Below are 21,528 nucleotides of genomic sequence, written 5' to 3'. Positions count from 1 at the left end.
GCCATCCTCGCAACTACCTGGCCTTTCTCGGCCTCGCCGCAGCAATGTGCTGCTACAAACGGCTCCTTCGCCTCACCACATAGGACATCGTCTTAACCCGCCGCTCGCGACAAATGGAACACTCTTTCGCTTTCGGGTGAGGTGGGGTGGCAACCGGGGGTGTCCCGGCGGCCGTATCAAGACCTCGGGCGCTCCCACTCCAGCGGGGCGTCCGCTCCTCGAGGACCGAGCGTGGGCTCCCGCTCCTGGAACCTGGGGGCGTCTCTTCCCGGAGGCGCCGGATGGGCGGTCATGAGCCCTGCCGCGCAAGATGCTCACGCGTTTGATGACGTCACTCGCAGTTCGGCCCACACGCGTTTGGTCCGGCGTCGGACGGCGGCGGCATCCATGGTGTCGTATCCCCACCGGTCGGCTACTTCATCGAGTAGTTGCAGGCCTCGCCCTGACAGCACGTCCGGCCCTGGCGTACGTCGGCATGGAAGTAGCTCGGGGGCGCGGTCCACCACGGCGAAGTACAGCAGGGTGGTCGCCGGCCGTTCGACGTGTACCCAGATGAGCGGCCCGTGGGCGTGGCGGACCGCGTTCGCCACCAGCTCCGAGATGACCAGCGTCCCGTTGTCCGTGTGTTCTTCGAGGTTCCAGCAGGCCAGAGTTGTTCTGACCAGGGATCGGGATTGCACTGCTGCCTGTGGGGTGCGCTCCAGTTCGAGTTCGTAGCCGGGGTGTCCGGTCTGCCTGGGGCGGGCGGTGGTCGTGCTGGTCATGGACGGCCTTCGGTGATGCGGGGCATGAGGCAGGTGAGCGGGGCTGCACGCGTCCGAAGTAGGAGAAGGGCCCGGCACTGAGTCGCGAGCGCGTACAGGTCGTCCTGGGATGTGCCCACGACGCCGTCGAGCACCTCGCAGCTGGAGACCAGGACGTGGTCGGCGGTGTCCCGCCACGCCCCGCTCAGGCTGGGGGCGGCGTGGGTGAGTTCTGGGATGAGCAGCTGCACGTGCCCGCGCAGCAGGCCGCCGATCCGGGCACGGTCGCCTTCCGGTACGGGCCATGGGGCCCACAGCACCGCGTCGTACGTCTCGCGGATGACCTCGGCGTCTATCTCGTCGTCCCTGCCGGGTACACACGTCGGTGCCGGCTTGAGGGTCGTCGCCGCACCACTGCTCGCAGGCTCAGCCACGGGCACCTCCCGGATCTATGAGCGCTCGTCACATCACGCTCCACGCAAGCAGGTTGACGCCAGCAGATGCGACGCCGGAGCGATGCAAAAGCGATGAAAGTCGGTTCGGGAAGGTGAATGCTGCCCGGTCCCGGGGACAGGACCAGTAGGGAGCGATACGGTCGCCGCACCCCATTCCCGTCCCGCTGACTTCGGAGTCCGGCATGGCCGACCGCCGCAGCGCCGTCCCCAACCCTGTGCTGCGCCGGGTACGCGAGGACGAGTGGCAGATGAGCCGGATGGAGTTCGCCGCCGAGATCCGCAAGACCGGTGAGGCGATGGGCAACCCCGTCGGATGCCAGGCCCGGCTGGTGGCGGCCTGGGAGGACGGTGAGGTCGGTTGCCGCCGTGGTGTGTACCGGCGGATCCTGACCCGGATGACCGGGCGCAGCATGGCGGAACTCGGCTTCCGCACTGGCCAGGAGCCTGTGCCTCTGGCGGCCGCGGTTGTGAGAGAGCTGCGGGAGGAGGGTGATTCAGTGCAACGTCGCCACGTACTGCTCGACGGGGCTGGTGTCGTCCTGGGGATGCCGTTCGGAGCAGGCGGATCGGCTCCGGGACGGATCGGCGCGACCCACGTGCGGGCCGTCACCCGGGCTGTGGCCACGCTGTACGAGACGGACCACGAACACGGTTCGGCACGGGTGCGTCAGGATGCCTCCGAGGCCCTGCACACCGCCTACCAGTGGCTGCAGACCGGCACGTACAACGCGAAGACCGAGACGAGGCTGCGCTCGGCGGTGGGGGCACTGTCGATCGCGGCCGGATGGCTGTCGTACGACTCCGGCCGCCCGGGCGACGCGCACTCGCTGTACGGCGAAGCCCTCGCGGCCGCGCGGATGGCGGACGACGCCGAGCTGGAGGCGCACGCGTTCGGCTGCCTGAGCCTGCTGGCCAAAGCACAGGGGCGGCCGCGCGAGGCGGTCGCCGCCGCGCAGGGCGCCCAGGCCGTGGCCCGTAGCCTGGGCTCCCCCCGCCTGCTGAGCCTGTTCTTCATGAGGGAAGCCGGGGGTTGGGCACTGGCGGGTGACGCTGGGGCAACCGACCGGGCGATCATCCGCGCACACCACCTCTACGCCCAAGGACCTGCCGATGCCGACCCCGCGTGGCTCGGCTTCTACGCGCCCGGCGAGTTGGCGGGGCTCGAGTCGTTGGCCCGCGCCGACCTGGGACAGCACGAACGTGCCGCCGCCGGCGCCGAGCAGGCCGTCCTCCTGCACGGTGGCGCGTTCGCGCGGAATTCCGCCCTGTACACGGCGGACATCGCCATCCAACATGCGGTGAGGGACCGGCCTGAGGTCGAGGCAGCCGCCGAAGCCGCAGGGAAAGTCCTGGCGTACCTCCCCGAGGTGCGCTCCGACCGACTGCTGCAATCGCTGCACAACGTCGCGGGCGCGCTCCAGAGGCACAGCCGCGTACCCGCGGTCGCCGCCTGGATCGAGGAGTACCGCACCACCATCACCGCCATCGGAGGAGGACGGGCGTGACCACCCCCAGCACCCGCACAGACGTCGTGATCCGCACCTACGGCCCCGGCCAGGTCGCGCCGCTGGTCGACACGATCGCCGACATCTGGGCGGACGCGCACCCTGAGATCGTGGACACCCCCGGCGCCGCCACCGACGGCCTGTCCGTACCCGCACTGCGCCGCCAGGTACTCAGCCACCTGAAGAACCACCAGGAAGGCTTCACGCTGGTCGCGGCGTACGCGCACGCCTCGATGATCGGTTTCGGATACGCCTTCCCCTGCACCCCCGAATACTGGTTCGGTGCCGAGCTGTTGCCGCAGATCCCCGAACACGTCCGTTCCGGGCGCCTGATGGGGCTGTGCGAGCTCGCCGTCACCCCGGCCTGGCAGGGCCAGGGCATCGGCACCCGCCTCCACACCGCGCTCCTCACCGCGATCACCCCGGAGTGGGCCTCCCTGCTAGTCCGCCCCGACAACACCGCCGGGCGGACGCTGTACGACCGGCTCGGCTACCAGTACGCGGGCCCGTACCGCAACGAGCCCGGTGGGTTCGCCTACGACCTCCTTCTCCTGAAGGTGGAAGCATCCTGAGCAGCGGGTTTAGCCAGGAGGTGGTGCAGCGTCTTCGCGTTGTTCTAGGGCGAAGGCGGTACTCCCGCAAGGAAGTCACGCGCTCCGGTCCGGCGTCGTTCGCGCGGGGTTTCCGGTAGCGGGCGGGCGGTGACGGCGGTGCCAGAGGACGGCATACCACCGTTGCCAGGCCCCACATCTGCAGCCGACGCCTTGCGGTCTAAGGGCGATCGAGCCGTCCCAGGATCTGGCCGATACCGTCTTCATTCGCCGCAGTGGTCGGCCTTCTTCACTTGGGGTGCCTGGAGAGCACCGATAGTGCCGTCCGGTTCCGCCGTTGGGCGGCCGCCATGGTTGAGTCCAGGTTCGTCGAGTCGTGACCGATCCCAGCCGATGCCGTTGCGATCAACGAAGTACATGGTGTCGAGGTCCCAGCCCACTTCTGACAAGCGTTGCCCTTTCCCCTTGGAGCTGGCGCCTTCGTCCGTGTCCACTTCCAGTTGCGCCGCCGAATAGATCAGTTCAGTGCACGGGAGGAGATCGTTGAACGCCGGCAGGGGCAGCATCACGCGGCCATCGTCCCCGACCACGAAACCGATCAAGACGGACGAGACTGGATCGGGTGACCTGTTCACGATGTGAATGAAGGCAGGGGAGGGGACTTCGGCCGTCGTCGTTCCCTCAACCCAGAAGTTCACCTGGGAGGCTTGCGTCTCTTGTTCGCGTTCGCTGTCTTCTCGGGACTGCTGAAGCTGATCTCTTGAGACTTCGGCGTCGTAGTACGTGGCGATGGCCTGGGCGAAGAGACCGCCGATGGCTGCCAATGCGCCGAGCACCGTGCCAGCCAGAGTGATGTGATGTGCCCACCTTGTCCGACGTAAGCGCCGTACAAGGATGCGTATGCGCGACGTCTCGGGCTCGGACCGCGGTTCGGGCTCCGGCTCAGGACTCGGTTCAGGTTCCGGGCTTGGCGTGAGCGGCTGATCACGGACTCGTGCTCTGACTCGAGTCGGCGCCGTGCGCTGCCGTGCGAGACGTAGCCGGACCCGTTGCTGCCGTTCGTTGGTCACTTGTCCCCCTGCGTCGTCATCAACGCAGACGTTCGCACAGCCCACTTGGCTGCCGCAGCTCACTTCCCGATTGCCTGCCCGCAGGCGTACCAGGCCGTTATTCGGGCTTGGGTGACCGCTGCATCAGTTGGGCGGCGGCCTTGTTGAGGGTGACCTTGCCGTGCAGCACGGCGGAGTACGTGCCGGGCCAGGCCTGACCTCAGGAAGCGGCCAGGAGCGGCCTACGAGCCGCTCCCTCGATGCCCTCTTTGCTGAGCGCGGCGCCGGACCGGCGGTACGGGCGTCGGCCCCGCGGGCTAGGAGCTGCCCTTCATCCAGTCCAGCAGCCGGAATGCCCGTTCGCTGTTCTCGCGGGGCGCGTACACCGGGTGAAGAGCACTACTCCGACGACGACCAGTTGGACGGTGAGCACTGTCGCGTCTGTGTCGGTGCCTACCGCGTGTTGGTCTGCGGTCTTCATCAACGTCCTTCCTGTAGTTGAGTCCGCTCTCCCATGGCTATGTAGGTGAGTAGGGGTTCTGGTCCAACTTCTGTGGTGTGCCTACTCCCTGTGACCGTTGATCTTGCCTAGCCGTTTCGCGAGGTCGTCTGGAATCCGCCGGTATCGACCTCGTCCGGGCTGATGGTTCTGGACTGTGCTCGAGGTACTGCTCCGGCTGGAAGAGCTGCTCTTCCTGTCGGCTCCGGAGATCAGGGTGGTGTCGGTGCAGGACGACGGAGAGGCGGTCCGAGTCGGTGTCCGATGTCGGACGGCCAGGGCTCGGTGCCCGGGCTGCGCGAACTGGTCGGGACGGGTGCACGGATCCTACCTGCGGTTCCCCGCTGACCTCCCAGTGGTGGGACGGCGGGTGGTGCTGTGTCTTCGTGTCCGGCGCTTCATATGCGAAAACCTCTCCTGCGGGCGGCGGACGTTCGTCGAGCAGGTCGCGGGCCTGACCCGGCGGTACAGCCAGCGAACCGAACGAATGCGGTCAGTGCTGGCCAAGGTCGGCCTCGCGTTGGCCGGCCGGGCCGGCGCCCGACTGGCCGACGTCTTCGGGGCGAGGGTCAGCCGGAATACGGTCCTGCGGCTGGTCGACGCCCTCCCGGAGCCCCAGCCACAGGTCCCGCGCGTGGTCGGCGTCGACGAGTACGCGATGCGCAGAGGCCGTGTCTACGGGACCGTGCTGGTCGACGTCGAGACCCGCAGGCCGGTGGACCTGCTGCCGGATCGAGAGGCGGGCACTGTCGCGGCCTGGCTGGCCGAGCGCCCGGGGATCGAGGTCGTCTGCCGCGACCGCGCTCCATTCTTCGCCGAGGGCGCCAGCATCGGGGCGCCCACCGCGGTCCAGGTCGCCGACCGTTTCCACCTGTGGCGCAACCTCGGCGAAGCGGCCGAGCGGTGTGTCTCCCGCCACCGCTCGTGCCTCCGCGCGTCCTTCGCCGAGTCAGCGCCGGAGAAGGTTCCGGCTCCGGCACCGGCCGAGAACGGGTCGCCATGGCCCACCGGGCACCGGTTCGCCGACCGTACCCGCGCCAAGCACGCCGCCGTCCACGCGCTGCTGGCCGCCGGCCACAGCCGCCGCTCGGTCCAGCGCCAGCTCGGCATGACCTACCGCACCGTCCAACGGCTGGCCGACGCCGCGAGGCCGGAAGACCTCTTCCAGGGGCAGTGGCAGGACCGCCAGACCAAGCTCGACGACTTCAAGCCGTACCTGCACGAGCGATGGGCAGAGGGCTGCACGAACGCCTGGAACCTCTGGGAAGAAACGCACGGCTACACCGGCGGCTACGGAGCCGTCCGTGCCTACCTCCAGCCGTTTCGCACATCCCCGACCGCACCGGCAACACATCCTCCGTCCCCACGCACGGTCACCGGATGGATCCTGGCTCACCCCGACACCCTGCCGGAGAGCGAGTACCTGAAGCTCAAATCCGTCCTCGCCGACTGCCCCGAACTGGATGCCCTCACCGGGCACGTCCGCGCTTTCGGGAAGATGCTCACCCAGCTCCAGGGCGACCAACTTCCGCAATGGATCACGGCGGTTCGGGCCGACGACCTTCCCAGCCTCCACACCTTCGTCAACGGCCTCGAACGGGACCTCGCCGCCGTCACCGCCGGCCTCACGCTGCCCTGGAACTCCGGCATCGTCGAAGGCCACGTCAACCGGATCAAAATGATCAAGCGCCAGATGTACGGCCGGGCTGGCTTCGGCCTGCTGCGGAAGCGAGTCCTCCTTGCCTGACCGCTCTGTCGCTCGATGAGCGGGTCCGTTCAGCTGATCACAAACGGCACGGGATCCAAGCCCAGCTTGCTCCGGCAGGAGTCGACGGCCCGTGTGGCCCAGGCGGTCACGGCGTCGCGATCTGCCGCGATCGCGTGAAGATCACGCGCTTTCTCCTGGGCTTCGACCATCCACGGGGCCAGCGCGTCCTCTCGAAGGACTCGTTCGAAGTGACCGCGGGCCGTGTCCGGGTCCCCAACCAGAGCGGCTCCGATCCCAGAGTCGAAGCTCTCCCAGAGGAATCCCCGCCGCACCGGCCTGGACGTCAGATATCGGGCGACGTCTGGCAAAGCCGAGAACTTCTTCCTCAGCGCGGTCACGTTCTCGGCCGCCTGCCGACTGAGTTCGAGTGCCAGCCGCGTGAACTGGTCCTCGGTGCGAAACAGCTCGGAGCCGACTCGGACTGCGTCCACATGGAAGGCCAGGTGGTCTACGTCGTGCCACAGCCACATTGCACCGACGTACAGACCGCTGCCGGCAATCCGCGGCGGGGTGAACTCCACAACCCCGAGCCACCATCCGTGATCATCAATCCACAGCCGCGACCGTCCGCGCTGGGCCACGCCGAGCGGTTTCAGGGAGTCTCGCGCGGCTGAGGTGATGATCCGGAGCACCGGACTGCGATCTGCCATGACCGGCATTATCGGCTGTCCCACCGACACGCCGTCGGTCGTCGTGGCACATCACCATCGCAGAGCTGTTCACCAACACTGAACGTCACCGCTCCACAGAAGTTGGACCAGAACCTGAGTAGGGGAGGCGTTTGTCGTTCAGTGCGGAAGGCGGCTTCGTATCACGAAGGGTGATGTTGCCCAGTTTTGACGGCACTTGGAGCCTTGCAGTGGGACGATCGGTGTGCTTCTCCCGCTGGGGGCCCGAATGCACATACCGACGAGCAAGGTCGAGCTGTACGCGGCCATCCGCCGTGACCACCGTGCCGGCCTGTCGATGCGCGCTCTGGAAAGCAAGTACGGGGCGACCTGGCGGACGATCCGCAAGGCCTTGGACTCGAACTGGCCTGAGCCCCGGAAGAAACAGGCGCCGCGTCCGACACGGCTGGACCCGTATAAGCCGGTGATCGACGGGATGCTGGAGGCGGACCTCGACGCGCCTCCGAAGCAGAAGCACACCGTGAAGAGGATCTTCGACCGGCTGCTGGACGAGCACGCGGCGGCCGGAATCTCCTACCAGATGGACCGCGCTTACGTCGCGGTGCGGCGCAAGGAGATCCGGTGGGAGGCCGGCCGCGGGCCGGAGGAGATGTTCGTCCCGCAGTCCCACATGCCAGGGGACGAAGCGGAGGTCGACTTCGGCGATGTCCACATCGTGCTGGCGGGAGTCCCCACCCGCTGCTACCTGTTCTCGCTGCGGCTGTCGTACTCCGGCAAGGCGGTGCAGCGGGTGTTGGCTTCCTGCGGCCAGGAGGCGTTCTTCGAAGGGCACGTTCACGCGCTGTCCGTGCTGGGCGGGGTGCCGCGCGGCAAGGTTCGCTACGACAACTTGAAGGCGGCGGTCGCCCAGGTCCTGGGCTTCTCCCGGCAGCGCACGGAACCGGAGCGGTGGATTGCTTTCCGTTCGCACTGGGGGATCGAGAGTTTCTACTGCCGTCCGGGCATCGAGGGCGCCCACGAGAAGGGCGGGGTGGAGGGCCAGATCGGCTACTTCCGCCGCAACCACTTCGTGCCGGTCCCCGAGGTCGCGACCCTCGCCGAGCTGAACGAGATGGTCGACCGGTGGGACCTCGAGGACGAGGGCCGGCGCATCCGCTCCCGTCCCCGAACGATCGGCGAGTACTTCGCGATCGAACAGCCGCAGCTCAAGCCGCTGCCCGTCGAGCCGTTCGAGACGGGCCGCTGGTTCACCCCACGGGTCGACCGCTACGGACAGATCACGGTCCGCACCAACCGGTACTCGGTGCCGGTCCGGCTGATCGGCAAGACTCTCCGAGTGCTGCTGGACGCCTCCGAGTTGGTGGCTCTCGACGACGGCCGGGAAGTGGCCCGGCACGAGAGGCTGAGCACGCAGGGCGGCTCGCGCCTGGTCCTCGATCACTACCTGGAGGCCCTGGTCCGCAAGCCGGGCGCCTTCCCTGGGTCAACAGCTCTGGAACAGGCCCGTTCGGCCGGCCAGTTCACGCCGGTCCACGACGACTGGTGGGATGCGGCCCGCGCGGCCCACGGCGACAAGGAAGGCACCAAGGCCCTGATCCAGGTGCTGCTGCTGGCCCGGCATATGAGTCACGAGCATGTGGTCGCCGGGCTCGCGGTCGCGCTGCGGGCCGGTGCGCTGACAGCGGACGCGGTCGCGCTGGAGGCCCGCAAGGTCGCCGACGGCGACGTGCCGGACCAGCCCATGCCCTCACCATCCCCAGAGCCCGGAGCGGTTGGGCCGGCACGGGCCACTGTCACCTTTCTCGCCGACTGGCGGCTGCCCCACCTGCCGCCCGACACCCGGCCGCTGCCATCGGTTGCCGCCTATGACCAGCTGCTGCGACGGCGCGGCGGGAGTGCTCCGAGCAAGGGAGAAGCGACATGAACGCCAAACGCAACCGCGGGCTGACCGAGGAGGCCGCGACCACCGCCATCGACCAGGCATGCCGGATGCTCCGGCTGCCCACCATCCGCGGCCAGTTCCCCGATCTCGCCGAGGCGGCGTCCCACGAGCAGATGTCCTACCGGGGCTTCCTGGCCGAACTGCTGCTGGCCGAGTGCGACGACCGGGCTCGCCGACGGTCGGAGCGGCGCATCAAGGCCGCAGGGTTCCCGCGCGAGAAGTCACTGCGAGCCTTCGACTACGACGCGAATCCCAACATCGACGCCGCGACCACCAACACCCTCGCCACCTGCGAATGGGTCCGCAAGGGCCACCCTCTCTGCCTGATCGGAGACTCGGGCACAGGCAAGTCTCATCTGCTCATTGCGCTGGGGACCGAGGCCGCGATGAAGGGATACCGGGTCAAGTACGTCCTGGCGACCAAGCTGGTCAACGAGCTGGTCGAGGCCGCCGACGAGAAGCAGCTGGCGAAGACCATCGCCCGCTACGGGCGCGTCGATCTTTTATGCATCGACGAACTCGGCTACATGGAACTCGGCCGACGGGGCGCCGAACTCCTCTTCCAGGTTCTGACGGAGCGTGAGGAAAAGAATTCTGTGGCGATCGCTTCGAACGAGTCGTTCGGCGGGTGGACGAAGACGTTCACCGATCCCAGGCTCCGCGCGGCCATCGTCGACCGCATCACCTTCGGCGGCAACATCATCGAGACCGGCACCGACTCCTACCGCCTCGCCCAAACCAAAGCCCAGGCCGAACGATCCATCGGATGACCACGTCCACTGGAACTACCGGAGTGGTCCGCGCTCATCGATGAACACGGTGGGTGCGGACAAGAACACATCGGCATTCACTGGCCCGTATGCGATGTTGAACGTGTCCAGCCAGTACGTCCAGCCCCGAATACCCAGTGCACTGCTGAAACGGTAGTTGAGCTGCCAGCGGACCCATTGACCAGGGACGAGCCGGACAGCCGGTGGCCGCCGCTTCCGAGGCGGCAGAGCAAACAGCGGCTGCACTCGCGGAAATACCCGCAGTCGATCATCTGCTTCACGGAGCTGGACATCGACCTTGCTCAGGACTTCCCGGCTGTCATACGGCTCGAAGCCGTCGCGCTCATGCATCCGGACCACATGCGCGAGGGGAGCCGCCTCGTGCGGGAGAGCGAAGCCGACCGGGGCTGCGTTCCTTCGAGCCGCAGCATCCCCGCCCCGCGATTCCTTCGTCCAGGTCGTCCGGATCCACTGGACGGTGATCTCCACAGCCGTTGCCCCTACCGCCTTGTCGAGGAGTCCATTCTACGGCTCAGTTCCCACGCCAGTACGAGCACCCGCACGCATGAGCGACTTCAGTTCTCACCGATATTGATCTTCTCCAACAGCGATGCGTGACTCCCGAAGACGGCGATAAACGCCTCCCGGAGAAGGTGACACAGCCACTCCCACGACGTGCGGCTACAGGAGTATCCGTGCGTACCGGTCGACGAGGGGTTCGAGGTAGTCGGCGTGCGGGCCGTCGAGTCCCTTGAGGTCGGCGGAGCTGTGGACGAACGTGATCTGTTCGAGTTCGGGGGCCTGGCCGACGGCGGTGGTGGCGGAGACGACTGCGGCGAACCGGTTGTGGAGGACGGTCGCGGGCTGGGGCGGGGCGGCGAAGTGGATGCCGATGTTGCCGTGGTGGCCGCGGGTGACGGCCCACAGCGACAGGTCGTCGGGGGCGGTGTCGACGCCGAGTTCTTCGAGGAGTTCGCGTGCTGCGTTGTGGCGCAATGCCGCGGTGTCCAGGGGCTGGCCGGCGTCGGGGTGCTCCACCGATCCGCCGGGCAGGTGCCACCTGCCGGGGTGGGCGGTGGCAGTCGACATCTGGGCGACCAGCAGGGCGCCGTCGTCGGTGGGCTGGAGGACGTCGACGAACAGGGACGGCAGGGCGGTAGCTCCGGGCACCCGGCGCAGGGCGAAGTTGCGGTACGACGCCCGGCACCAGCCGAGGACGAGTTCGTGCGGGTGCGGCTGAGTGAGGCTGGTGCAGGCGACCACGGGGCCGTCGAATAGGGCCGAGTTGGTGCTGGCCAGTTCGTCCCAGGCGCGGTCGCGTGCCGCTCGGTGTTCGGCGGACAGCTGCGGCGGTGGCTCTTCGACGAGGCGGAGCTCGGTGGCCTCGATGACGTCAACGGGTGGGTGCGTTGAGTGTTGGGTCACCGCCGCAGGCTGTCACACAGGACACCCTGTTCACACGGGGTTGTCAGTTTCGTTAGAGAAGTCGAACTCTGCGTGGTACTTGCTGACCGGGTGGTGGTTCAGAAGTGCTCGGCGCACCAGAGTTCGTGTTCCGTGGTGCTGCGGATGAGGGTGGCCAGGCTCTGTTCGTCGGTGGCGTGGACTCCCGCCATGCGGGCGGCGACAGTGCCGCGGTAGCCGCCGGCATACCAGTGGGTGGCCTGGCGACGGTTGACCGTCACCCGGGGTTCGGTGCGGGTGGGCTGGAGTTCGGCTGTGCCGTGCGCGATCCGACGTCAGGAACACAATGTGTACGGTGCGGCCCATCGCGGTGTGATGGGCGATGCTTCCCCCGCACCCGAGTGTTTCGTCATCGGGGTGGGGTGCGAAGACCAGGGCATCTGTCACTTATGACCTCGCCGAAGAAGGAGTTGTGACGGCTGGCTCCTGCCTGGCGCTCGTGGGCCGGGCGGACCGGGCGCCGCCGGCCCGTGTCGTCCGGCGGCGGTGCGTTGCACACCCAAGGTTGGGCTCAACTGTTCGATGCAGTCGACAGGTTGAGGGGGGTCCCGGAGGGGGTCCCCTTACATCAAGCAGTAACCGTTCATGAACGCTGAGTGCTTGACTGGCGGTGTGGCAGCATCCACCCCGCACCCGCTCGTACTTGCTCGCCAAGCGGCCGGCAAGACGATGGACGAATTCGTGGCCGGCATCCATGCCGCCGCTGGTCGGCGTGGCCTGCACTCCGGTACAGACGAGGCGCGGGTGCGCAAATGGCAGCGCGGCGTCAAACCGAACGAAGAGTCCCAGATCTACATCGCCGAGGCCCTGGACTGGCCGGCAAGCATCGTCCGGGCCGACGACTGGCCGAACTGGCTGCCGCTCACCGCCAACGGGGTCATTCCCTTCGGCCCCCACAGTTCCGTGCCCGCTCTGAGAGAGGCCCTGCTGACCGCAATGGAACGCCGAAATTTCCTGACGATCTCCGGTACCGCGCTGTCCGCCCTGGCCGCGGACTGGGCCAGCGGCTCCCACGACACGCTCGCTCAGGCACGGGACGGCAAACAGCAGGTCAGCGACGATCTCGTCGCCTTCCTGGAGGCCTCCACCCGGCACCTGGCCGCTCTCCCCACCGAGCAGCGGCAGCACACCCCAGCCCTGCTGGACGCGCACCTGGCCACCGTGACCGAACTCCTCGAACACGGCCGCTGCACGGCCGGGCTCAGGCTGCGCCTGCACACCCTCGCAGCCTCCCTGGCCCAGACCACCGGCTGGCACCGCTTCGACCTGGGGCATCACACCCACGCCAGCCAGCACTGGATCGCCGGCCTGCACAACGCCCACGCGGTCGGCGACCGCGACATGGGCGCCGGCCTCCTGGGCGACCTCGCCTACCAGGCCGCCTGGCGCGGCCAGCACACGACGGCAGCCGACATCCTCGAACACGCTCTGACCCGCGCCGAGAACCCCGCCGCCCGCTGCCTCCTCCAGCTCCGTCTCGCCCGCACCCTCGCCGCGCGCCACGACCCCAGCGACCGTCGGTCCGTGCTGCGCGCCCTCGCTGCGGCCGAACAGCACCTCAACGACGCGGGCACCGACCGCCCCGGCTGGTGCGCCTGGGTATCCGAAGCCGACCTCGCAGTTGACTCCGGCCAGACGCTCCTCGACCTCGGCGACACCCGCCGCGCCCACCAGCTCATCACCGAGGGCGAACGCCTCCTGCCCGCCTCGCGGGACAAGACGAAGGGCGTGTTCCTCACCTACCAGGCCACGAGTTTTCTCGACCAGGAAGAACCCGTGCCTGCCGCAGCAGCCGCCACGGAGGCGCTGCTCCTGGCTCGCCGTATCGGCGCACCCCGCTGCATCAAGCTCGTCGAAAACCTCCTCCCCCGCTTCCAGCCCTACACCCGGACCCAGGGCGTTGCCGAACTCCTTGCCGCCGCCGCGTAACACCGCACACCAGGCACGCCACATCCTGATGCAGGCGGCGGCCGCTGCCCGGGTCATCTGAAGGCCGACCTCTACACCGAAGGGCCCGCTGGCAACCTTCACGAGGTCCAGGTCCGGCAGCTGCCCAGAGGACGCCAGGAGGCACTCACGGCGGGTCACAGGCTGGTGCACGAGATACCCCCCTTTCGAACGGGATTGCGATACCGAAATACAAGACCGGGACTCCGGCCTGCACAGGCTCACAAAGGGGCTCACAACGGAGAACGGCCCCTACATGACCGCGCTCGCCACTACGCTCAGTCGCCCTGGCTCGTTCTGAAGGGTGGAACATCCAGCTGAATCCGGCCCCTGAGGAGGCATCCGGCATGACGCTCGGTGAGGTCTCGGCTGAGACGGGGAACACGGCCCTGGCTGAGCTGATCGAGACTGCCAAGATCAGCAAGCATGCGCTGGCCCGCCGCGTGAACGCCCTGGCCGAGGAAGCCGGGGAGCCCCGCTCGTACACCCAAACCAGCGTGAAGAACTGGACGCGGGGCATGGTCCCCCGCGAGCCCGTGCCCCGGTTCATAGCCCAGGCGCTGGCCGACCGATTAGGCCGGCCCGTCGACCCGGCCGAGATCGGCATGCCCGCTTCCCGCAAGGCCGTCGACGTCGGCCTGGACTTCCACCGGGACACCCACACCGCCGTCCACAACGCCGCCCAGTTCTGGAGCACCGTGCACCGCCGTAATCTCCTCACCGGCGCTTTCGCTCTCGGCGCCTACACCACGCCGCTCAGCCGGTGGCTCGCCGTCCCCGCGGACCCGGACGCCTCCCATCCCGGGAGCCGCCGCGTCGGCCGCCAGGACCTGGACGCGCTGTGGGAGGCCGCCGCCCACGCGCAGCGCCAGGACTCCCGGTACGGCGGAGGCACCCGCGAGGCCTCCCAGGTCGACCGCATCCTGCGCGAACGCGCCATCCCGCTCCTGCACGGCGGCTACACCGACGCTGTGGGCCGGGAACTGTACGCCGGCACCGCCGAGTTGGCCCGTGTCGCAGGCTGGAGCGCGCTCGACATGTGGTGCCATGCCCTCGCGCAACGGCACTTCATCCAGGCCCTGCGGATGGCGAAGGCCGCAGGCAGCATGAATGTGGGCTGCCACGTCCTGACCAACCTGGCCCTCCAGACGACCCTGCGCGGCTACCCCGACGCGGCCGTGGACATGGCGCAGGACGCCTACGACCGCGCCCGCCACAAGGCGGCCCCCCGAGTTCTCGCGCTCGCCCGGCTCATCGAGGCCCGCGCGCACGCCCGCCTCGGTGACCGTCGCGCCGCCGCGGCCGCGCTCGCCGACTCCGAACGGCTCCTTGAACGCGCGGACACCGCCCCCGGGCCCGAGCCCTCGTGGATCCGCTACTACACGCCTGCCCGGATGAGTGCCGACGCCGTCGAGATCCACCGCGACCTGAACTTGCCCGCTGCCGCGTTGCGGTGGAACGAGCGGGCCACGCCCATGTCCGCGCGCGACTTCACCCGGTCCGTCGGCCTGCGCATGACCCTCGTAGCCACTGCCCACCTCCAGCGCGGCGAACTCGACCGAGCCCTCGTCGACGGACAACGAGCGATCGTCATCCTCAGCAGCGTGCGCTCCGCCCGCGCCGCCGACTATCTCACCGACGTCGTACGCGCCATGGCGCCATGGCGTCGTGACCCCCGAGTCGTCGGTTTCTCCCAGCGCGCCCATCAGGCCATCGTCCTCAGCACAACCAGGACCGCCTGACCAAGCAGCACGGACCGTGAGAAACGGGCCGAGCAGGATCGTGGTCTGGCGGTGGCGTGGCGTGAGAGGACGGCGCGCGGTGTAGGCAGGTCGTCCTGGCGCCCCACAGGCTGGCTGCCGTGATGACTCAGAGCGTCTCCGAACGGAGCCTAAGCTCAGCTCCGTTCGGTTGCGGACGGCACACCGTGAGGAGCACTGCATGCTGTTGAGACCCGGCGCCACCTGCGATCAGGCGGTCGACCTGCTGGAGCGCCTGACGTGGCAAGGGCTCAACGACGTGCAGAACGCCGTCCCCCACCTCCCCAGGCCCGGGCCCGTTCTGGTGAGCTTGGCGAGTGATGACGTGAAGGACTGGGAGAAGGCCGTCATTCCGGTGGTACGCCAGTACGACCAACGGACCGATCAGGCCGCGGCCGAACTCCTGGAGACGTTCGCCGACCAGGCCATAGCGGCGCGGCTGCGCGGGGAACGCTACAACGCCATCGTGCACGGCCAGTACACTCCCGACCGGTGGACTTTCCTGATCAACACCGAACTGAGCGACCTGCGTTCCTACTTCATGGAACTGGCCAATGAACTGCGTCGTGTGAAAGACCGGTTCACGAGTCACTGGGTACGAACGGTGGTCCTGGACACCAACGACCTGCTGCACTACATGCGTTTCGACAAGATTCCCTGGCACCGGCTCTTCGGTCCGGGTACGTCCGTGATGATCCCGCACGTCGTGATCGACGAGATCGACAAGAAGTCGTACGACGCCCACGACACCGGCGTCCGGAAGCGGGCCCGTGCAGTCTTCGCGCTCCTGGAACAGACGCTCGGCCAGATCGAGACCGCCGGCCGTGCCGTCGTCAATAACGGGGAGACCGTCGTCGATCTCCTGCTAGACGAGCCCGGGCATGTGCGGCTGCCGAACAACGACGATGAGATCGTCGCCCGCGCCTGCCATCTGCAGCAGGCCATCGCCCCGGCCCCGGTCACCGTGGTCACCGGGGACAACGGAATGCGGGCACGTGCGCTGTCCTGGGGGCTGAAGGCGAAAGTCCTGAACGAGAAGTACAAGATCGAACGACTGAGCGCTGCAGATAAGGCGGACAACGAGCAGGCCATCACCTTCGAGGTACCGGCCGAAGACGCATAGTGGTAGGCCCCCCGCGGGCGAGGTCCTCAGCTTGTCGACCAGCTGCGCAGCTGCGCGGCGATCTCCTGTACCCGGGCGCCCTTGTGCTTGGCCCGCATGACGAGCGCGAGGGCTTCTTCCGGCTCATAGTGCAGGACGATGCCGTTGGTGTTGAGGAACGTCTCGGCGACCAGCCAGGCGAAGAACTCGTTCTTCGCCTCGAGCGGTTCGTGGAGCGCGATGGTCTCCAGCATGGCCGCGGCCTTGAGCCAGTCGCTGGCGTACACGTCGCGGCCCATGTAGTGGGCCTGGACCCGGGCGCACGCGGCGTCCAGCACGCCCAGGTCGAGACAGGCCGGGTCGCCTGGGAGGGTCTGTGCGATCTGCAGAAGCTCTTGCGGGGTGAGGAAGCGGGTCACGCAGCGTGACCGTGCTGTGGGAACTCGTGCAGGTCGCGGCTGCCCATGGGTGCGGGGTCGGGCCAGGCGGCCGTGCCGGTGTCGGCTACGCCGGTGTCCTGGGTGGCGAAGACCTCGGCGAGCTGTGGGACGCGGTCGCGGGCATGGCCGAGGGCCTTGAGGAACGGGTCATCGGCAGCCTTGAGTGCGGCTTCGCGGACGAAGTCCGCGGGCGACTTGCCGGCGATGTGGGCGGCTGCCTCGACGCGCGCGTACTCCTCCGGCTCGAAGGGCGGCACCTGGGATCCGTTCTGGTCCATATGAGGGACGATACCAGCGGATCCGGCTCCCGACGAAGGCGTTCGGGCGAGAAGAGAGGGGCAGCGGCCGACAGACGGCGGGTGCCCCTTCAAGTCTCCAGCGAACGTACCAGGTGATCATCGGCTCGCGCGGGCTAGGAGCGTGTCTCAGTAACCGGCGACCCGCGCAACGTTTCCGGTGCGTTGTCACACGTCATTCCCGGTGAGAGCGAGAAGGACGCCGAGGCCGACCATCACCGCCCCGGACGCTGTGCCAATCGCGGACAGGCGGCGGGGCGACCCGCGGAACCAGCCACGCTCCAGCATTCCCAGCACCGAGGGCACAGCCACCTCCACGGACGAGACGAGCACACGAACCGCCCCATCTCTCCCGCCTACAGCACGAATTCATGCCCACCAACCTCGAACCACACGATCACGTTCGGAATGCGGAAGCCTTCTCAAGTCCAAAGCCAGATGATCAAGGCAACGGCGCTAACGGTGCTCAGGAACGCCGCGGGGTGGCGGCCCAGGTCCGAAGGCGCCCCGGCCCGCGCCACACCATGCTTGGCGGAGCGAAGGGCGCCTTCCCGTACGACCCTTGGGAGCTCTACCTCAGCCCACCTGCCCCGTCGGCCGCACCGTGATGTGGTTGATGTCCACGCCCGCGGGCTGGTTGATGACGAACACAATGGTGTCCGCGATCTGCTCGGCGGTCATCGTGGCGGCTGCCTCGGGGGTACCGCCGCGGGCGTGCCAGAAGGGGGTGTCCACGATGCCGGGGGCGACAACGGTGACGCCGACTCCGTCCTGGCCGACCAGGAGGCGGGTGTTCTCGGCGAGGGCGTGGGCGGCCCACTTGGTGACGGAGTAGAGGTTGCCGGGGGTGTGGCGGACGCCGGCGACCGACCCGATGATCACGATTCGGCCCTTGGAGGTCCTCAGGTGGGGCAGGGTCTCCTGGATCAGCAGGGCGGGGCCCAGGACGTTGGTGAGAATCATGGCGCGCATGTCCTCAGGGGCGTGGGTCTCCAGGTTGCCGGGCAGGGAGAAACCAGCGTTAGCTATGACGTTGTCCAGCTGGCCCCAGGTGTCCAGCACGTGGCGGACGGCGGCGGCGACGTCATCCGCTTCGCTGGCGTCGCCGGTGATCATCAGCAGCCGCTCGCCCGCCCCCGCGGTGGTGGCGAAGGCGGCCAGCTTGCCCGCGTCGCGTCCGGTGACGGCCACGCGGTGGCCCTGTTTGAGCAGGGCGCGGGCGGTGGCGGCGCCGATACCGGTCGAGCCACCGGTGATCAGCGTGACGGGTTCCATGGGACGGCCTCCTCGGCGACGGGGTCATCGGGGCAATGCGCCTGCACTGTACCCAGCGATCTTCGACGCTGGCTCCCGGCATTCTCCGACGGCTCCGCTCCTGACTGTGGCTCAGGAGTTAGGCAGTGTCATGCCGATCAGTTGAGTCGTTGATGGGACTGAGCCTCCGCCAACTTGAAGCCGCAGGTCAAAGGGCTGGTGTGACCGGTCCTCGGGGTGCTCACGCTGGTCGCGGGCGGTAGTCTGCGGGGTAGATCGTCTGTCAGCGGTTGACTTCGAGGCTCGTCAGGACGAGCAGGGCGCGCAGGAGACGCGTTGCGCGAGCGGGATCGGTCCGGAGCTTGGTGAGGATCCGCCAGTTCTTGAGGTGGGCAAAGCCGTGCTCGACCGGCGCGCGCCCGACGGCAGGGACCCGGTGGGCGGTCTTCTGGACGGGGGTGAGCTTGTGGGTGCGGCTGGCGTGGAAGCCGGTGACGATCACGGGGTCGCGCACGTCGTTGTCCAGGCCGCGGAAGCCGAGGTCCGCGAGGGCTCCGAGGCCGGCGGCCCGCAGGTGGGCCAGGATGTGGTCGTGGCGGGCGGCGGTGTTGTCGTGGGTGCGGCCGGGCCGGGCGGCGGATATCCAGATCAGGCGGCCGCGTTCGTCGGTCAGGGCGAGGAAGTGCAGGCCGTGATGGTGGTGTTTGCCGGAGTAGTTGCGCCGGTCGGCCTTTCCGGTGCGGCGCTGGGTGGGGATGAGGGTGCCGTCGATCAGGACGACCTCCCCGCCCTGCTCGGTGATCTTCTTCAGGGCGCGGTCCAGGCGCGGGGCCTGGGCGGCGAGCAGGGTGATCAGTTCGTCGCGCCAGCGGCGGACGGTGGACTCGGAGACGTCGTTGCCGCCGGCCATGTCGGCCAGGCGCTGGTCGTGACGCAGTACGGCCAGGACGATCACCGCGATCTTCCCGGGCGACAGGATCCGCCACCTGGACCGTATCGCCTTCAGGTGGCGTCGTAGCAGATCGGCGAGGTGGTTGGCGGTGCGCGTGGACAGCGGCAGACGGCACTGGTAGACAAGCTGGCAGGTGTCCTCGACGTGTTCCTTGGTTTTCGTCACACAATTCCAACGGCCGTCGGGGGCACCGGGGTTACGCTTGCGCCGCATCACTCCGGGCGGCAGCGTCCCTGGTCACAGGCGGGTGGTGAACCGGCCGCCGGGCAGTTTCCGCAGCCAGCCGCGATCGACGAGCCTGACGAGCTTCCCGCGCAGCGGCTCCAGCTTGGCCCGCACGCTGACGTCTACCCCCAGCACTTCGCCAACCTGCCGAGCCATGACCGGTCCGGCGCCCTGCCGCACGGCGGCGAGGATGCGCTGGTAGTCCGACGGGAGAGCGGCCTCTTCCACGCCTGACGTGCGGTGCGGGATCAGCATCACCGCCCGTCCACCCACCTGCCCTGGCGTCGGCGCGGCCGAGACGCGTTCGTCGGCGAACTGCTCGCTCACCCGTTCAAGGACCCGTTCGGCGACGGCGAGTTCGTCACGCTCAGCTCGTACCTCCGCCAGCTGCTTAACCAGCTGTTCTTCGAGTTCGTCCAGTTCCGCGCGCCGCGCGGTGATCCGTTCCAACACCTCGGGATCCAGCATGCACCGGATCGTAGAGGGCCACGGCTGAAGTCGTGACGGATCTGCCGCAAAGCCCAATGCTGCCCAAATATCGCTAATCTCCTCAGCCGTCCTGACCTCGGATGGGCAACGCTGAAGAGAGCTCGGTGTCCGCCCAGCTCTGGAAGGCAGGTGCCATCGGTGGGGCGGTCGACGATCTCCGCATCAACCTGGCCAGTGCTATCGAGCGCCCGTGCGAGCCCATGCGAGGACCGTGACGTGAACGATCTGCACTTCCGCCTCGCTGAGAAGACCGACCTTGCCACTCTCGTCCGTATGCGTGACGACGCTGCCCACTGGATGCTCGCCCAAGGCATCACCGGCCAGTGGCAGCCCGGTCAGCTCGACGAGGACCACTTCCGCAGGGCCATGGCGAGTGGTGCAGTCTGGCTCGCCGAGGCTGATGGCCGCGTGGCCGGGGCATGGGAGCTGTGGTGGGAGGACGAGGACGCCTGGGGACCACAGCCGCCGGTGGCTGGCTACGTACATCGGCTGATGGTGGACCGCAGCAACGCCAGCCGGGGACGGGACGGTTCCTGCTGAGTGCCGCAGAGCGCCGCATAGCCGCGACGGGGCGGGCGTTCGTGCGTCTGGACTGCCTGGCTGGCAACGCGCGCCTGAACGCCTACTACCTGGACGCCGGTTACCGGGCCGTCGGCCACAAGGCAGGAAAACCGCAGCCGGGCGGTGCACCCAAGTCGTTCACCCTCTTGGAGAAGACCTGTGGGCCAGCCACGGGGGCCGAGCGACTGTAGCCCCAGGGACACCCCGCTGAGGACAACGATGGCGGCAGGGCCGCTGACGGACGATCTACCCCGCAGACTGCCGCCCACGACCAGCGCGAGCACCCCGGAAGGCCAGCACGCCAGCCCTTTGAGCTGCGGGTTCAAGTTGGCAGAGGCTCAGTGGGGTACAGCCGTGCGTCACATCAGCACGCGCCTCTGAGCACCGCCCGCTAGGCGCTGCGGCGGGGCTTGCGGGCGGCCGGCTTCTTCGCAGCCGACTTCTTCGCCGTCGTGCCCTTCTTCGCGGCCGGCTTCTTCGCGGGTGTCTTGGCCGTGGTCTTCTTCGCGGGCATCTCGTGGACCTGCGCGTCGGTGCCGGTGTCCTCGCCGCGTGAGGACTTCGCCTTGTCCACGGACTCCTGCAAGGCGGCCATCAAGTCGAGCACCTTGCCCGCCGGCTTCTCCGGCTCCGGCACCTGGGGCAGCTCTCGGTCCTCCCGCTTCGCCTCGATCACCTTCTCCAGCGCCTCCGTGTAGTGGTCCACGAAGTCGGGGCCCTCCAGGTGGTCGGTGGTCATCCGCTCGATCAGCTCCACCGCCTCGTCGACCTCCGCGTCCGACACGTCCGCCGCCGGCGGGTACAGCTCGGAGGGGTCACGGACCTCGTCGGGCCAGCGCATCGCGTGCAGCACGATCACGTCATCCCGCACGCGCAGCAGCCCCAGCCGCTCGCGGCCGCTCCACGCGAACTTCGTCACCGCGACCCGCGCGGACCGCTGCAACGCCTGGCGCAGCAGCTCGTACGGCTTCGCGGCCACCGGGCCGTCGGGCTGGAGGTAGTAGCCCTCGCCGATCCGGAGGGCGTCGATGGACTCCCACGGCACGAACCCGTGGATCTCCAGAGCCTTCGCCGTCGGCAGCGGCAAGTTGCGCAGATCCTCATCGGTGATCGGGACGACCTGGGAC

The 21,528-nt window shown here is 68.3% G+C and carries 21 protein-coding genes and 2 pseudogenes; 9 read left to right on the top strand and 14 right to left on the bottom strand.

Going from position 1 to position 21,528, the window contains the following annotated elements; all coding sequences use genetic code 11:
* Positions 1-314: 314 nt before the first annotated feature.
* Both AB0D59_RS24745 and AB0D59_RS24740 read right to left on the bottom strand, forming a co-directional pair.
* Positions 315-764: an ATP-binding protein gene (locus AB0D59_RS24745; protein ID WP_362569115.1), complete on the bottom strand. Its 450-nt coding sequence runs from the start codon at positions 762-764 to the stop codon at positions 315-317.
* Positions 761-1,177, bottom strand: coding sequence for a hypothetical protein (locus AB0D59_RS24740; protein ID WP_362569112.1), 417 nt, complete (start codon positions 1,175-1,177; stop codon positions 761-763). Before AB0D59_RS24740 ends, AB0D59_RS24745 begins: the two co-directional genes overlap by 4 nt.
* 203 nt (positions 1,178-1,380) lie before the next feature.
* Here AB0D59_RS24740 and AB0D59_RS24735 point away from each other — a divergent pair, with 203 nt between their 5' ends.
* Both AB0D59_RS24735 and AB0D59_RS24730 read left to right on the top strand, forming a co-directional pair.
* The gene (locus tag AB0D59_RS24735; protein WP_362569110.1) at positions 1,381-2,703 is read left to right on the top strand and encodes a hypothetical protein; all 1,323 of its coding nucleotides are present in this window, start codon (positions 1,381-1,383) and stop codon (positions 2,701-2,703) included.
* The gene (locus tag AB0D59_RS24730; protein ID WP_362569107.1) at positions 2,700-3,275 is read left to right on the top strand and encodes an N-acetyltransferase; all 576 of its coding nucleotides are present in this window, start codon (positions 2,700-2,702) and stop codon (positions 3,273-3,275) included. The genes AB0D59_RS24735 and AB0D59_RS24730 overlap by 4 nt, the downstream gene beginning before the upstream one ends.
* A gap of 242 nt (positions 3,276-3,517) precedes the next feature.
* Here AB0D59_RS24730 and AB0D59_RS24725 read toward each other — a convergent pair whose 3' ends face one another.
* A complete protein-coding gene (locus AB0D59_RS24725) occupies positions 3,518-4,090 on the bottom strand; it encodes a hypothetical protein (RefSeq protein ID WP_362569104.1) in 573 nt (190 codons plus the stop codon).
* A gap of 869 nt (positions 4,091-4,959) precedes the next feature.
* Between AB0D59_RS24725 and AB0D59_RS24720 the strand changes: the two genes are divergently transcribed.
* The gene (locus AB0D59_RS24720; RefSeq protein ID WP_362569101.1) at positions 4,960-6,549 is read left to right on the top strand and encodes an ISL3 family transposase; all 1,590 of its coding nucleotides are present in this window, start codon (positions 4,960-4,962) and stop codon (positions 6,547-6,549) included.
* A gap of 29 nt (positions 6,550-6,578) precedes the next feature.
* Here AB0D59_RS24720 and AB0D59_RS24715 read toward each other — a convergent pair whose 3' ends face one another.
* The gene (locus AB0D59_RS24715) at positions 6,579-7,220 is read right to left on the bottom strand and encodes a hypothetical protein (protein ID WP_362569099.1); all 642 of its coding nucleotides are present in this window, start codon (positions 7,218-7,220) and stop codon (positions 6,579-6,581) included.
* Between the two features lie 247 nt (positions 7,221-7,467).
* Between AB0D59_RS24715 and istA the strand changes: the two genes are divergently transcribed.
* Together istA and istB are read left to right on the top strand one after the other, a co-directional pair.
* Positions 7,468-9,123: an IS21 family transposase gene (istA, locus tag AB0D59_RS24710; protein WP_362569096.1), complete on the top strand. Its 1,656-nt coding sequence runs from the start codon at positions 7,468-7,470 to the stop codon at positions 9,121-9,123.
* On the top strand, positions 9,120-9,911 hold the full coding sequence (istB, locus tag AB0D59_RS24705) for an IS21-like element helper ATPase IstB (RefSeq protein WP_362569093.1): 792 nt from the start codon (positions 9,120-9,122) through the stop codon (positions 9,909-9,911). The genes istA and istB overlap by 4 nt, the downstream gene beginning before the upstream one ends.
* Positions 9,912-9,926: 15 nt before the next feature.
* Here istB and AB0D59_RS24700 read toward each other — a convergent pair whose 3' ends face one another.
* The 4 genes and pseudogenes from AB0D59_RS24700 to AB0D59_RS24685 form a co-directional block, all read right to left on the bottom strand.
* The gene (locus AB0D59_RS24700; protein WP_362569090.1) at positions 9,927-10,400 is read right to left on the bottom strand and encodes a hypothetical protein; all 474 of its coding nucleotides are present in this window, start codon (positions 10,398-10,400) and stop codon (positions 9,927-9,929) included.
* A 192-nt stretch (positions 10,401-10,592) separates the two neighbouring features.
* On the bottom strand, positions 10,593-11,336 hold the full coding sequence (locus AB0D59_RS24695) for an NUDIX domain-containing protein (protein ID WP_362569087.1): 744 nt from the start codon (positions 11,334-11,336) through the stop codon (positions 10,593-10,595).
* Between the two features lie 98 nt (positions 11,337-11,434).
* Positions 11,435-11,596, bottom strand: a complete 162-nt coding sequence (locus tag AB0D59_RS24690) for a hypothetical protein (protein WP_362569161.1) — start codon at positions 11,594-11,596, stop codon at positions 11,435-11,437.
* 31 nt (positions 11,597-11,627) lie between these two features.
* A pseudogene (locus AB0D59_RS24685) lies at positions 11,628-11,762 on the bottom strand (PIG-L family deacetylase); the annotation flags it as partial.
* A gap of 225 nt (positions 11,763-11,987) precedes the next feature.
* On the opposite strand from AB0D59_RS24685, the gene AB0D59_RS24680 reads away from it, so the two are divergent.
* From AB0D59_RS24680 to AB0D59_RS24670, 3 genes are all read left to right on the top strand, one after another.
* On the top strand, positions 11,988-13,304 hold the full coding sequence (locus AB0D59_RS24680) for an XRE family transcriptional regulator (protein WP_362569084.1): 1,317 nt from the start codon (positions 11,988-11,990) through the stop codon (positions 13,302-13,304).
* Positions 13,305-13,669: 365 nt separating this feature from the next.
* Positions 13,670-15,064: a sporulation protein gene (locus tag AB0D59_RS24675; protein WP_362569081.1), complete on the top strand. Its 1,395-nt coding sequence runs from the start codon at positions 13,670-13,672 to the stop codon at positions 15,062-15,064.
* Between the two features lie 199 nt (positions 15,065-15,263).
* Positions 15,264-16,205, top strand: coding sequence for a PIN domain-containing protein (locus AB0D59_RS24670; protein ID WP_362569078.1), 942 nt, complete (start codon positions 15,264-15,266; stop codon positions 16,203-16,205).
* A 26-nt stretch (positions 16,206-16,231) separates the two neighbouring features.
* Here AB0D59_RS24670 and AB0D59_RS24665 read toward each other — a convergent pair whose 3' ends face one another.
* From AB0D59_RS24665 to AB0D59_RS24645, 5 genes are all read right to left on the bottom strand, one after another.
* Positions 16,232-16,603, bottom strand: coding sequence for a fic family toxin-antitoxin system, toxin component (locus AB0D59_RS24665; RefSeq protein WP_362569075.1), 372 nt, complete (start codon positions 16,601-16,603; stop codon positions 16,232-16,234).
* Positions 16,600-16,902, bottom strand: coding sequence for a hypothetical protein (locus tag AB0D59_RS24660; protein WP_362569072.1), 303 nt, complete (start codon positions 16,900-16,902; stop codon positions 16,600-16,602). The genes AB0D59_RS24665 and AB0D59_RS24660 overlap by 4 nt, the downstream gene beginning before the upstream one ends.
* Positions 16,903-17,496: 594 nt before the next feature.
* Positions 17,497-18,195: an SDR family oxidoreductase gene (locus tag AB0D59_RS24655; protein WP_362569069.1), complete on the bottom strand. Its 699-nt coding sequence runs from the start codon at positions 18,193-18,195 to the stop codon at positions 17,497-17,499.
* Between the two features lie 262 nt (positions 18,196-18,457).
* Positions 18,458-19,291, bottom strand: a complete 834-nt coding sequence (locus tag AB0D59_RS24650) for a transposase family protein (RefSeq protein WP_362569066.1) — start codon at positions 19,289-19,291, stop codon at positions 18,458-18,460.
* Positions 19,292-19,363: 72 nt separating this feature from the next.
* Positions 19,364-19,819 carry a hypothetical protein gene (locus AB0D59_RS24645; RefSeq protein WP_362569063.1) on the bottom strand — a complete coding sequence of 152 codons (456 nt, stop codon included), beginning with the start codon at positions 19,817-19,819 and terminating at the stop codon, positions 19,364-19,366.
* 237 nt (positions 19,820-20,056) lie between these two features.
* Between AB0D59_RS24645 and AB0D59_RS24640 the strand changes: the two are divergent.
* Positions 20,057-20,592 (top strand): annotated as a pseudogene (locus AB0D59_RS24640) (GNAT family N-acetyltransferase).
* 200 nt (positions 20,593-20,792) lie between these two features.
* On the opposite strand, the gene AB0D59_RS24635 reads toward AB0D59_RS24640, so the two are convergent.
* A complete protein-coding gene (locus AB0D59_RS24635; RefSeq protein ID WP_362569147.1) occupies positions 20,793-21,512 on the bottom strand; it encodes a Ku protein in 720 nt (239 codons plus the stop codon).
* Positions 21,513-21,528 lie beyond the last annotated feature (16 nt).

Origin of the sequence: Streptomyces sp. NPDC048417, from assembly GCF_040651615.1 — a bacterium.
Lineage (GTDB): Bacteria > Actinomycetota > Actinomycetes > Streptomycetales > Streptomycetaceae > Streptomyces.
This window is presented reverse-complemented; position numbering and strand designations above follow the sequence as displayed.

Bases quoted from the DNA above. Each gene is read 5' to 3' on its own strand.
- AB0D59_RS24745 (WP_362569115.1), bottom strand. From the start codon at position 764: ATGACCAGCACGACCACCGCCCGCCCCAGGCAGACCGGACACCCCGGC.
- AB0D59_RS24735 (WP_362569110.1), top strand. From the start codon at position 1,381: ATGGCCGACCGCCGCAGCGCCGTCCCCAACCCTGTGCTGCGCCGGGTA.
- AB0D59_RS24715 (WP_362569099.1), bottom strand. From the start codon at position 7,220: ATGGCAGATCGCAGTCCGGTGCTCCGGATCATCACCTCAGCCGCGCGA.
- istA (WP_362569096.1), top strand. From the start codon at position 7,468: ATGCACATACCGACGAGCAAGGTCGAGCTGTACGCGGCCATCCGCCGT.
- istB (WP_362569093.1), top strand. From the start codon at position 9,120: ATGAACGCCAAACGCAACCGCGGGCTGACCGAGGAGGCCGCGACCACC.
- AB0D59_RS24675 (WP_362569081.1), top strand. From the start codon at position 13,670: ATGACGCTCGGTGAGGTCTCGGCTGAGACGGGGAACACGGCCCTGGCT.
- AB0D59_RS24670 (WP_362569078.1), top strand. From the start codon at position 15,264: ATGCTGTTGAGACCCGGCGCCACCTGCGATCAGGCGGTCGACCTGCTG.
- AB0D59_RS24660 (WP_362569072.1), bottom strand. From the start codon at position 16,902: ATGGACCAGAACGGATCCCAGGTGCCGCCCTTCGAGCCGGAGGAGTAC.
- AB0D59_RS24655 (WP_362569069.1), bottom strand. From the start codon at position 18,195: ATGGAACCCGTCACGCTGATCACCGGTGGCTCGACCGGTATCGGCGCC.
- AB0D59_RS24645 (WP_362569063.1), bottom strand. From the start codon at position 19,819: ATGCTGGATCCCGAGGTGTTGGAACGGATCACCGCGCGGCGCGCGGAA.